Below are 9,329 nucleotides of genomic sequence, written 5' to 3'. Positions count from 1 at the left end.
AGCGAAAGGGTCGGCGAGTTCAAGGAGAGGGGGGCCGAGGTGATAGGCGTCTCCGTGGACAGCGCCTTTGCCCATCAGGCCTGGAGAAACACGCCGAGGAAGAAGGGCGGCATAGGGGAGATAACCTACCCGCTCGTTGCCGACCTCGATAAGGAGGTAGCCAGGAGCTACGGCGTGCTCCTCGAAAAGCCGGGTATAGCCCTTAGGGGGCTCTTCATCATCGATAAAGAGGGAAAACTCCGCCACGTAACGATAAACGACCTGCCGCTCGGCAGGAACGTGGACGAAGTGCTTCGGGTCGTCGACGCCATACAGTTCAACGAGAAGCACGGCGAGGTATGCCCCGCCAACTGGAACAAGGGTGATGAGGGCATGAAGCCCGATCAGAAGGGGCTTGAGAAGTACGCGGCGTCCAGGTTCTAAGGAGGTAGGGGTTGGATGCGCCGCGAGGGTAGAGGGTCCGCCGTGGAGGCGAACGGCGGGCAGGTGATAACACGAACCTCACAGACCGCGTGCCCTGGGCAAGCACGCAAGTAGGAGGCGTTATGAACAGCGCAGAAGCCGCCCTGAACGGAATATACACCGAGAGCGACAACACGGGCGTAAAAGAGGAAGCCAGGCATGAAAACGATACCACCTCGAGCTCCATAAAGGCGTACTTCAAGGGGATAAGGAAGTTCCCGGTCCTGAGCGCCGCCGAGGAGAGGGATCTCGCCGGGAAGATAGCCGGGGGAGACCAGGAGGCCAGGAAGAAGATGATAGAGGCCAACCTGCGTCTGGTGGTGAGTATCGCGAAGCGCCGCATGTACAGGGGCCTTCCGCTGCAGGACCTCATAGAGGAGGGCAACATAGGGCTTATAAAGGCCGTCGAGCGCTTCGACGGGACCCGGGGATGCAAGTTCTCCACCTATGCCACCTACTGGATAAGGCAGGCGGTGGAGAGGGCCATCATCAACCAGGGGAAAGTGGTGAGGCTGCCGATCCACGTAACCACCGACATCAACCGCATGAGCAAGGCCAGGAGGGAGCTCAAGAGGACGCTCGAAAGGGAGCCCGCCGAGGAAGAGCTTGCGGGCAAGATGGGCGTGAGCGGCCGGTATGTAAGGAAGCTCTCCACGGTCATTAGAAAGGAGTGCTCCCTCGACGCGGTAGCGTGCGAGGACTGCGACCAGACCCTCCTCGACAAGCTGAAGGACGAGACCTTCCCCGCGCCCTTCGAGTATATAGGCGTCGAGCAGAGGGGTGTCCAGATAAGGGCGTGGCTCGATCTCCTCGAGTGCAGCGAGAAGGAGGTCATTAGCATGAGGTTCGGCCTCGACGGCGAGCCCATGACCCTCGAAGCGGTCGGCAAGCGCTTCGGAGTTACGAGGGAGAGGATAAGGCAGATAGAGACAAAGGCGCTCTCGAAGCTGAGGGCCATAGTCAAGGAAAAGGAGATCACGTCCCCCGAAGCCGTATAGTGGTGCGGTATAAAACTTTCCGCCCCAAGGGGCTTTAAAAAGGGCAATGCGGGCTTTGCGCGTGAAGACACGCCAGGCCCGCGCTGCCCTTTGTGATTTCATGCCGCAACCACCGCACATCCTCTTGACACCGCCTTACCTCTGAGGTAAGCTTGACAAGTGTACTTGGGTAGCCCCCGCCGAAGGCGGGGGCTCAAAAAGGGAATCCCGTGGCCCGGCCTTCCAAAGAAGGCCGGGGAATCGGGAACGGACCCGCCACTGTGAACGGGGACGAAATCTCAAAAACCGCCACTGGCCGGGGGTTGCTAAAGGGGGCCGGGAAGGCTTGAGAGAGTAGGACGATCCGTAAGTCAGGAGACCTGCCTTGGTACGCCTCACGCGATTCTTCGACGGTAAAGAAGGTGAGGGGTGGGAATCAATGCGCATGACCTCCCTTCGTATGATGGGAGGTCTTTTTTTATGGGGAGGGGTGGTGAAAATGGAAAGAAATGTCCGGAAGCGTAAAGCATAGTGGCAGGGCCGTGCTGCTGCTCGGCCACGGCAGCCCGGTGGCCGAGGCCAACGAGACGCTTCGGGAAGTCGCCCTCTCGGTACGCGGCTCGGGCGGCTACGCCTCGGTGGAGCCCGCCTTCCTGCAGATCGAAAAGCCCGACTTCCTCCAGGGTGTCGATAAGATGGTGGACGAGGGCTTTAACGACATAGTCGTCATGCCCTTCTTCCTCTACATGGGCGCGCACGTTACAAAGGACCTCCCGCGCCTCATGGAGGAGGCGCAGAGAAAACATCCCGACCTCAAGATGACCCTTACCCAGAGCCTCGGCTATCACCAAAAACTCGTCGATATAACCGTCGAAAGGATAGAGGGGAATAACGGCGCCGCAGCAGCGCCGCCCGCGATAACCCCCGGTCCCCTACGGCCCCATCCGATAGAAGCGGAGAGTTTTAATATCATTACCGAAGAGCTTGGGGAAAATTCCTTTTCCGAAGAGGAACTTCCGGTAGTGAAGCGCGTAATCCATACGAGCGCGGACTTCGAGTTCAAGGATATTCTCTCGTTCAGTCCCGGAGCGTTAAAGGCCGGGACCGGGGCGCTGCGCGGCGGCGGCAACGTGGTAACCGACGTAAGGATGATCAAGGCGGGTATAAACAGGTTAAGGCTCGCGGCCTTCGGCGGCGGACTCTTCTGCTTCTCTTCGGACGCGGACGTCGCAAGGAGGGCAAAGGAGGAGGGCTCGACAAAGACAGCCGCCTCGATGCGGAAGGGCGCGGAGTATATGAAGGGCGGGGTCGTGGCCATAGGCAACGCCCCGACCGCCTTGATGGAGCTATTGAAGCTCATAAAGTCCGGCGAGGCGTCTCCCGCTCTTATAGTGGGCGTGCCCGTGGGCTTCGTCGGCGCCGAGGAGGCGAAGGAAGCGCTCCTTGGCTCGGGCGTGGAATATATAACGTCGAGGGGAAAAAAAGGGGGTAGCACGGTGGCGGTGGCTATCGTGAACGCGTTATTAATAGAGGCCTGCGGGGGATACGCCCCCGCAACGAACAGCTTATAGCAAGAGAGAAAGGAGGAAAGAAACGATATGGAAAGGCGGGCAGTCAAGGAAACGATGGCAGCAGGACGGGCGCGCGCGCTTTTATGGGGCGCGGCGCTCGTGCTTACGGCGTTCGGGATGGTGCTTACGGCGTTCGGACCGTTAGTACCCGGGAGTTTGTCCGCAACGGTGCACGACGCGTTCGACCGCGAGCATTCTTACAGCCACAGCCACGGAGGCGTAGTGCATTCGCACAGCCACGGCTCGTACGCGGGTCATGGCCATGACGACGACTAACACTTGGAATAAAAGATAAAGGAGGAGAGAAACGATATGGAGAGACTGGCAGTTAAAGAAACGGCAATAGCAGACAGGGGGCGTGCGCTTCTATGGGGCGCGGTGCTGACGCTTACGGCGTGCGGGATGGTGCTCGTAGCGTTCGGCCCCGAGAGTCTGTCCACGGCGGCGCACGACGCGTTCCACGGTTTCAGGCACGCCGTCGGGCTTGCCTGCCACTAAGAGAGGGACAAGTATGGAGATCAAAAGGGGCGTTATATGCGGCGCCCTCGGAGGGCTCCTCTGGGGCACGGTCCTCTTTGTTTTTAGCTGGGCTTCGGGCCGGGCCTACATGGAGATGGGACTCGTAAGCGAGGCGCTGGCATTCGCGCTCGCGGGTACGCTCTTCGGCAGTGTCGTGGGAGGGTTCCTGGCCGTACTGCCGGGAGACGGGGTCACCAACTGGGTTATTAGGGGTGCGCTGGTGTCGCTCGCCATATGGGGCCTTATGGTCCTGGCCGGCCTTATACTCGGCGCAGTGGAGCCGGGCAGGTACTACACTCACACCGGTGAGGTCGTCCGCGGCTTCTTCCTCATCGCGGTACTCGGCGTTATCGTAGGGACCTTTTGGAAGCGAAGGGTAATAAGTTAAGGAGGGGTTTTACGACCGGCACTGCGGCCTCAGCGGCGGCCGTGGCGGCCGTAGCGGCGCTCCTTACCGGTAAAAGGCCCCGGGCGGTGCCGGTAACGCTTCCCGGCGGCGGAGTATTAAGGGTAAAGATATGTGAACTGAAAAAATCCGGCAAGATGGCGAGGGCCGTCGTTATAAAGGACGGGGGCGACGACCCGGACGTCACGAACCGGGCGCGCATAGTCGTGGAGGTGGAGTTAACGGGGGGTCTTAAAGGAAAAGGAAAAACCCGCATCATCATAAAGGGAGGGGTGGGGGTGGGCCGCGTAACGAGAGCCGGGCTCGCCATCCCGCCCGGACGTCCCGCAATAAACCCGGTACCGCTTAAGATGATAAGGCAAAACGTCCGGGAGGTTATTAAAGAGGCCGGAGTTGCCCCTTCCCTTACGGTCACGGTCTCTGTCCCCGGCGGAGAGAAGCTCGCCCGCAAGACCATGAACCCCCGGCTCGGTATAGTCGGCGGCATCTCGATACTCGGTACGACCGGCATAGTCGAGCCGCTTTCCCTCGATGCCTACAGGCATTCCATTGCGTGCGCGCTCGACGTAGCCGTTGCCGCCGGCCTTCCGGAGGTGGTCCTCTCGACCGGCCGGAGCAGCGAGAAGGCGGCGGAGCGGGCGTTGAAACTCCCGGAGACCGCCTGCATACTTACCGGCGACCACATGGGATTCGCCCTTGAAGAGGCGGCGAAGAGGAAGGGGATAAAAAAAGTTACCGTCGCGGGCCAGTTCGGGAAGTTCACAAAGCTCGCCTCGGGTTACTTCCAGACCCACTGCTCCCGGTCGAGCGTCGAGCTCGGCTTCCTTGCCGGGGTAGCGGATAAAAGGGGTGTCTCGAAAATTATGCAAAGGAAGATACTCAAGGCCAACACCGCGCGCGAGGTCTTTTTCTTCCTCAGGGAAAAGGGGCTTGATACGGTTATAAGGGACGTCTGCGGGCTTGTCGGAAAGAATGCCGGGGCGCTTGCCGGAGGCGGGATAAAAGTCCGCGCAATGCTCGTCGGCTATGACGGCAAAATAGTCTGTAAGGTTTAAGCGATGATATACGTGATAGGAGTGGGGCTTAGCGGCAGGGAGAGCCTCTCGAAAAAAAGCCTTCGCCTCATAGAGGGTGCGGGCATGCTCGTCGGAGGTGGGAGGCACATAGGTGAGTTCCCCGGCTTTAAGGGCCGCAGGGTGGACTTTGCCGGAGGCCTTCAGAAGGCGGAGCGCGCCATTAAAGCTTTCGGAAAAAAGGGCAGGGTCGTCGTGCTCGCCACCGGAGACCCGGGACTCTACGGCGTCGGGGCGTATATGGTAAAGAGATTCGGCAAGGGCTCGGTACGCATAGTCCCGAACGTAAGTGTCGTGCAGGAGGCGTTCGCCAGGATAAAAGAGGACTGGAACGGGGCCGCGGTCGTGAGCGTCCACGGCAGGGGGGGGAGGGGGGGCAGGGGGATGGACCGGGCCATAGAGGAGATTATAAAGCATAAAAAGGCGGCGGTATACACCGACCCGAAGAACACTCCCGCCGCGGTAGCCCGCGCGATGGTCGAGAGCGGGGCCGGAGGGTATAAGGTCTTTCTCTGCGAGTCGCTCGGCCAAAAGGGTGAGAAGGTCACCTCCGGCACGCTCGGGTCGATAGCGAGGAGGAAAAAATTCGCCCCCTTGAACGTGATGATACTCATAAAAAAAGATAACGCTCTTCCTGAAAAAAGAAATCTCCCTCCATTCGGCTTGCCGGATAAGCTCTTCGCGCGCGCTGGCGGGATGATTACGAAAGAAGAGATAAGGACGGTCTCGCTTTCGAAGCTTTCTTTAAGGCCGGACAGTACGGTGTGGGACATAGGCTCTGGCTCGGGCTCGGTGGCGATCGAGGCCGCGCGCCTCGCCCCCGGAGGCGAGGTCTACGCAATCGAAAAGTCCGCGTCGAGGGTAAAGGATATAAGAAAAAACAAAAAAACCTTTAGAGTCGGCAACCTCCACATAATCCACGGCACGGCCCCGGCCTGCCTTACGGGGGGAAAACTTCCTTCCCCGGACTCCGTATTTATAGGAGGGGGAGGGGCGGGATTGCCGGAGATCTTCCGCCACGTCTGCCAGAGGCTAAAGCCCGGCGGCAGGCTCGTCGTAAACGCAGTTACGATGGAGACCATAGGAGAGGCCTCCCGGCTTTTGAAAAAGCGCGGGTGGGAGTGGGACGTCGTGTCGATGAATATCGCGAGGAAAAAGAACGTGGGTGAGTTGAGTCTCTTAAACGCCGAGAACCCGGTCTTTATAATAACGGCCGTTAAGCCATGAAGATAAAAGAAAAACTCGGCACGCTCTGGGGCGTGGGCATCGGTCCGGGAGACCCGGAGCTACTGACCTTGAAGGCCGTAAGGGTAATCGAGGCTGCCGGGGTAGTGGCCGTGCCCACCTCGGGCGCGGACGGAGGGGACGGAGGGGGAGGGCGCATAGCCCTCTCCGTCGTAAAGGAGGCCGTACCCCTCGAAGGTAAGGAACTAGTAGAGCTCGTCCTGCCGATGACGCGCGACCCGGAAAGGCTCGCAAAGGCGAGGGAGAAGGCCGCCGGGGTTATGGCCGAAAGACTCTCCGCCGGAACGGACGTGGCCTTCATAACCATAGGCGACCCGCTTTTCTACTCCACCTTCAGCTACCTCGTCCCGCTTGTCACCTCCCGCCTCCCGGAGTTGAGCGTAAAGGTCGTGCCGGGCGTGAGCTCCGTCGGTGCGGCCGCTTCGGCCGCCGGGCTCGCCATAGCCGAGGGGGACGAGAGGGTGGCCGTGGTGCCTGCATCCGGGAACATGAAGACGGTGGCTGAGACGTTAAAAAATTTCGATACAATCGTACTTATGAAGGTAAAGAGCGTAATGGACGAACTGATCGATACGCTCGTAGACGCGGGGTTCGCCGAGAGGGCGGTCTTTATAAAGAGGGCTGGCTGGCCGGAGGAGGAAGTGGTAAGGGATATTACGACGTTAAAGGGGACGGAGCCGGATTACTTCTCGATGGTGATAGTGAGGAAGGGCGAGGATGGCTGAGGTCTCCACAATATACTTCGTCGGCGCGGGCCCCGGAGACCCCGAGCTTATAACCGTTAAGGGGAAGAAACTCCTCGAAGAGGCGGACGTGGTCGTCTACGCGGGCTCGCTCGTCAAGGAGAAGATACTCGGCTACTGCCGGAAAGGTGTGGAGATCCATAACAGCGCCTCGATGGACCTGGAAGAGATTACGGGTATTATGGTAAAGGCCGCGCGTGAGGGCCGCAGGGTGGTGAGGCTCCACACCGGGGATACGGCCTTCTACAGCGCGCTCAACGAACAGGCCAGTGTACTCGAAAGGGAAGGGATGGCTTACGGAGTGGTCCCGGGCGTCAGCTCGGCCTCGGCCTCGGCCGCAAGCCTCGGCCGGGAGTTGACGATGCCCGAGGTGAGCCAGACCGTGATCGTCACGAGGATTGCCGGGAGGACCCCGGTGCCCGAGGCGGAGAAGCTGTCTTCGCTCGCTTCGCACGGCGCGACCATGTGCATATTCCTTAGCGTGGATAAGATAGAGAGGGTGGTCGAGGAGTTAAGCGTCGGTTATCCGCCGGACACCCCGGCTGCGGTCGTATACAGGGCGAGCTGGGAGGACGAGCGCGTTCTTACCGGTACGCTCGGCGATATAGCCGCCCGGGTGAAGGAGGCGGGGATAACGAGGCAGGCGATTATAATGGTAGGGAGGAGCCTCGCGGGAGATGGGAAAAAATCGAAGCTCTATGACAAAGAGTTCAAGCACGGCTACAGGAAGTGAGCGCGATAGAGATGCGGCCCGCTACAGGTGGGTAACGGTCCTGCTTTACATGGGGGTTATTTTTATTCTCTCCTCCTTGTCGGTCCCTGACGGGGTGAAGGTCCCGGGGCTGGATAAGCTCGTCCACGTCGCCGCGTACTGGGTTATGGGGTTTCTGTGTGTAAGGGCCATCGGATACGGCGGGGGACGGCCTGTGGGCCGTGTGGTGCTCGCGGGTTTTGTCTTGAGCGTTTCCTTCGGGGCGCTTGTGGAGCTATGGCAGGGTTTTCTGCCCGGCAGGCATTTGAGCCCCTTCGATGCGGCGGCAAACGGAGTGGGCGGATTCCTGGGCGCCCGCATGCACAAGAGGTTATCCGGACCGGGAAACTGAACGAAACGAGGTGCAGGGGGGAGGGGGGGGGGAGGCCATGAAGCTTACCGATATGACCATGAAGGAGTTCGAGGAGGGTCTTAAGAAGACGAAGACCCTTATAGTCCCCTACGGTACGGTCGAGGCGCACGGCACGCACCTGCCTCTGAGTACCGATACGTTCGTTATCGAAAGGGTGGCCGAGGAGGTCGCAAGAAGGGTCCCGGTCTTCGTCGCCCCGCCCGTACACTATGGTGTTTGTAGTTCGACGGGCCGGCACCCCGGCACTCTCGGCATAACTCCGGAAACCTTGAGGCGCATAACGCGCGACATAGTAAGGGACGGCTGCGACAAGGGTTTTAGAAATTTTATCCTCGTCTCGGGGCACGCCGGAGGCCTGCACACCTCGGCCATGAAGGAGGCGGCCGAGACGGTGGTGGAAGAAATAGACGGTATAAACGTTGCCGCCTTCACTATATACGACGTCCTCCCACCTGAGGCCTTTAAGATCGCCGAGACCAAAGGGGATTCGCACGCCGGAGAGATGGAGACCTCCCTCATACTTCACCTCCTGCCGGAGCTCGTAAAGGGCAGGAGCAAGGAGGAGTACCCTGATCTGCCAAAGCCGTTCATTGTGAGAGACAAGGTAAAGTACTGGCCGGGTGCGGTATGGGGCAACCCGGAAAAGGCTTCGGCCGGGAAAGGGAAAAAATTCTTCGACATAATGGTGGAAACGCTCACGGATGTTGTGAGGCAGATCGAGAAGCTATGACGAAGTTCTCTGTCTTTCCGGTTACGGCCCGTGGCTTAGGGCTCGGCAGGAAGATAGGCAAGGGTTTTAAAGGGAAAAAACTCTTCCGGCCTGCTGAGTTAAAAGACGGGGGACTTGCGAAGGAAGTCAGGAAGGCCTTCAAGGCCGGAGACGGGATCGTATTTATCTCCGCCGTCGCCATAGCGGTAAGGCTTGTCGCCCCACTTCTTAAAGGCAAGGCGAAGGACCCGCCGGTGGTCGTGGTGGACGAGGGAGGGAGTTTCGTTATAAGCCTCCTCTCCGGGCACCTCGGCGGGGCGAACGAGCTTACCGTAAAGGTCGCAAGGCTCATAGGCGGAACGCCGGTTATAACCACGGCGACCGACATTCGCGGGCTTCCGTGCGTGGAGGACGTCGTAAAGCGTTTCGGCTTTGCCATAGAAGACGCGCGGAAGATAAAGGCCGTCAACGCGGCGATACTCGAAGGGGGGCCGGGGGGG

13 protein-coding genes and 1 riboswitch are annotated in these 9,329 nt (G+C 59.7%); all 13 genes read left to right on the top strand.

Features of this window, described 5'->3' with window-relative positions; all coding sequences use genetic code 11:
- A partial coding sequence (locus V3W31_09130; GenBank protein MEE9615087.1) for a peroxiredoxin occupies positions 1-423 on the top strand: 423 nt, incomplete at its 5' end.
- Between the two features lie 122 nt (positions 424-545).
- Positions 546-1,460, top strand: coding sequence for an RNA polymerase sigma factor RpoD/SigA (locus tag V3W31_09125; GenBank protein ID MEE9615086.1), 915 nt, complete (start codon positions 546-548; stop codon positions 1,458-1,460).
- A 150-nt stretch (positions 1,461-1,610) separates the two neighbouring features.
- Positions 1,611-1,842, top strand: a riboswitch (cobalamin riboswitch).
- 106 nt (positions 1,843-1,948) lie between these two features.
- Positions 1,949-3,010, top strand: a complete 1,062-nt coding sequence (locus V3W31_09120) for a precorrin-8X methylmutase (GenBank protein ID MEE9615085.1) — start codon at positions 1,949-1,951, stop codon at positions 3,008-3,010.
- Positions 3,011-3,037: 27 nt separating this feature from the next.
- Positions 3,038-3,286, top strand: coding sequence for a hypothetical protein (locus tag V3W31_09115; protein MEE9615084.1), 249 nt, complete (start codon positions 3,038-3,040; stop codon positions 3,284-3,286).
- Between the two features lie 36 nt (positions 3,287-3,322).
- Positions 3,323-3,508 (top strand): CbtB-domain containing protein, encoded by a 186-nt coding sequence (locus V3W31_09110; GenBank protein MEE9615083.1) that lies wholly within the window; start codon positions 3,323-3,325, stop codon positions 3,506-3,508.
- 13 nt (positions 3,509-3,521) lie between these two features.
- Entirely contained in the window at positions 3,522-3,917 is a 396-nt protein-coding gene (locus tag V3W31_09105) for a hypothetical protein (GenBank protein ID MEE9615082.1), read from the top strand.
- Positions 3,893-4,990 carry a cobalt-precorrin-5B (C(1))-methyltransferase CbiD gene (gene cbiD, locus V3W31_09100; protein MEE9615081.1) on the top strand — a complete coding sequence of 366 codons (1,098 nt, stop codon included), beginning with the start codon at positions 3,893-3,895 and terminating at the stop codon, positions 4,988-4,990. Before V3W31_09105 ends, cbiD begins: the two co-directional genes overlap by 25 nt.
- 3 nt (positions 4,991-4,993) lie before the next feature.
- A complete protein-coding gene (gene cbiE / locus V3W31_09095) occupies positions 4,994-6,235 on the top strand; it encodes a precorrin-6y C5,15-methyltransferase (decarboxylating) subunit CbiE (protein ID MEE9615080.1) in 1,242 nt (413 codons plus the stop codon).
- Positions 6,232-6,978 carry a precorrin-2 C(20)-methyltransferase gene (gene cobI, locus V3W31_09090; GenBank protein MEE9615079.1) on the top strand — a complete coding sequence of 249 codons (747 nt, stop codon included), beginning with the start codon at positions 6,232-6,234 and terminating at the stop codon, positions 6,976-6,978. The genes cbiE and cobI overlap by 4 nt, the downstream gene beginning before the upstream one ends.
- The gene (gene cobM / locus V3W31_09085) at positions 6,971-7,729 is read left to right on the top strand and encodes a precorrin-4 C(11)-methyltransferase (protein MEE9615078.1); all 759 of its coding nucleotides are present in this window, start codon (positions 6,971-6,973) and stop codon (positions 7,727-7,729) included. The genes cobI and cobM overlap by 8 nt, the downstream gene beginning before the upstream one ends.
- Positions 7,695-8,099 carry a VanZ family protein gene (locus tag V3W31_09080; protein ID MEE9615077.1) on the top strand — a complete coding sequence of 135 codons (405 nt, stop codon included), beginning with the start codon at positions 7,695-7,697 and terminating at the stop codon, positions 8,097-8,099. The genes cobM and V3W31_09080 overlap by 35 nt, the downstream gene beginning before the upstream one ends.
- A gap of 37 nt (positions 8,100-8,136) precedes the next feature.
- Positions 8,137-8,850: a creatininase family protein gene (locus V3W31_09075; GenBank protein MEE9615076.1), complete on the top strand. Its 714-nt coding sequence runs from the start codon at positions 8,137-8,139 to the stop codon at positions 8,848-8,850.
- Positions 8,847-9,329 (top strand): cobalamin biosynthesis protein CbiG (locus V3W31_09070; protein ID MEE9615075.1); only part of this gene is annotated, 483 nt, incomplete at its 3' end. The genes V3W31_09075 and V3W31_09070, both read left to right, overlap by 4 nt.

Source organism: Thermodesulfobacteriota bacterium, assembly GCA_036482575.1.
GTDB lineage: Bacteria > Desulfobacterota > GWC2-55-46 > GWC2-55-46 > JAUVFY01 > JAZGJJ01.
The sequence above is the reverse complement of the archived record's forward strand: the minus strand, read 5'-3'. Positions and strand labels throughout refer to the sequence as shown.